Source organism: Citrobacter sp. VF227 (genome assembly GCF_052950715.1).
This window is the reverse complement of the sequence record NZ_JBRFVF010000033.1, coordinates 1-2,324: the sequence shown is the minus strand read 5'-3', so window position 1 is coordinate 2,324 and position 2,324 is coordinate 1. Positions and strand designations below refer to the sequence as shown.

Here is a 2,324-nt window from a genome sequence, read left to right as displayed (position 1 = left end):
TTCGGGTTGACCGCGACAAAGCCTGAACTGACCTGGTCGCCATCGCTGATCTTGATGAGCCAAGCGTCGTACTCGGCGCCCACATGGCCGAGTGCCAGCAGTTCCTCCAGAAGTATCGTGACCTTCTGCCCGTTCGGCGGGGCGAGTGAGTAGAGCTGGAGGGGATGCTTGCCAACGGGCAATGCCTTCTCGTGCGTCGAGCCGGCGATGGGCCGGTTAATATTGGCAAAGTGTCCGCCGCTGGCCTCACTCCACGTCCAGACCTTCGGCGGGACGTACTCGGTTGTGTCGCTCATGGGGCGCTCTCCGGGTGTGCTGCTGCGGGCGGCTGACGGTTTGGTGCCCGGCGCGCATCACGGTCGAGCGCCATGCCGCCTGTAAAGGGCGGACCAATTTTAGGCCGCCGTGGCGGAGTAAAACCAGGCCACGGACTGCGGACAGCCTGAACGATGAAGGGGCCCGATCGGGCCTCTTCATCGTTTGTCGCGGATCGTGAGGTCAGGCTGGCCGGATCTCGCCCGTCGCGGGATCAGGGTCATCAAGGGTGGCCTGGTTTTGCTCCGCCCTGTCTGTGCGGCCCCGCCGGCTGCGGGAGGATCTGAGGCGGTAGCTGTCTCCGTTCAGGCTCAGGATGCTGACGTGATGGGTCAGCCGATCCAGCAGCGCACCGGTCAGCCGCTCCGAGCCCAGGACCGAGGTCCAGTCCTCGAACGGAAGGTTCGAGGTCACCACCGTCGAGCCGCGCTCGTAGCGCTGGGACAGGACCTCGAACAAAAGCTCGGCCCCCGTCGGCGACAGCGGCACGTAGCCGAGTTCATCGACAATCAGCAACTTCACCGCGGCCAGCTCCCTCTGAAGCCGGAGCAGGCGGCGCTCGTCACGCGCCTCCATGAGCTGGTTGACCAGCGAGGCCGCCGTGGTGAACGTGACCGAGAAGCCCTTCTGGCAGGCTGCCAGTCCGAGAGCCAGGGCGATGTGCGTCTTGCCGGTGCCGGAGTTGCCGAGCGCGATGACGTTCTCCCGACCGAGGACGTAGCCGCAGCGCGCCAGCTCCAGCACGAGCATCTTGTTCAGGCTCGGGATGGCGGCGAAGTCGAAGGTGTCGAGGCTCTTCACCGCCGGGAAGCGTGCCGCCCGGATCCGGCGCTCGACCATGCGCCGTTCGCGGTCGATCAGTTCCAGCTCAACCAGCCGCAGCAGATAGCGGGGGTGGTCGAGGCCGCTCCGGGCGCAGTCCCGGGCGACCTTGTCGTACTCGCGCAGGACCGTCGGCAACTTCAACTGCTTGAGGTGATGGGCGAGCAGGACGCCCGGTGTCGTCTCATCGCCGCTCACGCTCATGCCGCCACCTCCGGCACCAGCACCGTGTAGTCGGCGGCCATCGTCGCGCGCACCGCAGGCCGGGGCAGATGCGGGTAGGCCGACAAGTCGAGCCGAGGCGGCCGCCGTTCGAGACGGGCCAGCGCGATCAACTTGACCGCATCGAAGCCAATCGCCCCGAGCCGGATCGCCTCGGTGACGGCCCAGGCCACGAGGTCCTTCGGCATCGCCTCCATCAGGCGCAGCACCTGGATGAACTCGCGCTTGCCGCGGTTGCCCATGCGCGCCTCCAGAAGGTGGCGCAGGTGCTGGAACGCCTCGGGCAGATCCCAGCCCTGGAGTGCCGCGGCTTGGTCGAGGGCGTTCGGCTTGGTCTCGATCAGCGCGAGGTAGTGCAGAGGTTCGGCGACGAAAACGCCGCTGCCGTAGCTGCGCGGGTGCCGGGCGATCTCGACCCCCGCACACAGGATCACGACTTCCTCGACGAAGCCCTTCACCAGCACGTCCCGGAAGCCGTAGGTGGTCGGCACCGAGTAGTCGTTGCCGCGATAGCGCACCAGCGCGGTCGACGAGACGCGCCCGGCCCTCTTCTCGCACGGCTCCAGCGGCACCGCCGGCAGGGCTCGCAGAACCACTCGATCGGCCATGAGCCGCGTTCCGATGCTCTCGGGATGCCGCCCGGCGCACTCGTTCTGCCGAGCTCGGCAGCGGCGCTCCAGGTCAGCGTTCAGCGCCTCGAACGAGGCCGCCTCCGGAGCCGGGGTCATGAAGTGGGACCGGGCGAACTTGACCAGCCCCTCGACCTTGCCCTTGTCGTTGCCCCTGCCCGGACGGCCGAAGCGATCCCGGAACAGGCAGTGGCTCACCAACTCGGTGAAGGCGCGCGTACGCTCACGCTGTCCGTCGCCGCAGATCTTGGCCACTGCGATCTTGGTGTTGTCGTACAGGATCGACAGAGGCACGCCGCCGAAGAAGGCGAAGGCGGCGACATGCCCGTCGAGAAA

At 67.3% G+C, this 2,324-nt stretch carries 2 protein-coding genes and 1 pseudogene; all 3 read right to left on the bottom strand.

Annotation, left to right across the window (positions count from 1 at the left end):
* Window positions 1–296 (bottom strand): annotated as a pseudogene (locus tag ACU8YC_RS24725) (glutathione-dependent disulfide-bond oxidoreductase); the annotation flags it as partial.
* A 202-nt stretch (window positions 297–498) separates the two neighbouring features.
* A complete protein-coding gene (gene istB, locus ACU8YC_RS24720) occupies window positions 499–1,341 on the bottom strand; it encodes an IS21-like element ISMdi7 family helper ATPase IstB (protein ID WP_003596510.1) in 843 nt (280 codons plus the stop codon).
* The coding region (gene istA / locus ACU8YC_RS24715; protein ID WP_446895922.1) for an IS21-like element ISMdi7 family transposase at window positions 1,338–2,324 on the bottom strand (987 nt) is incomplete at its 5' end. The genes istB and istA, both read right to left, overlap by 4 nt.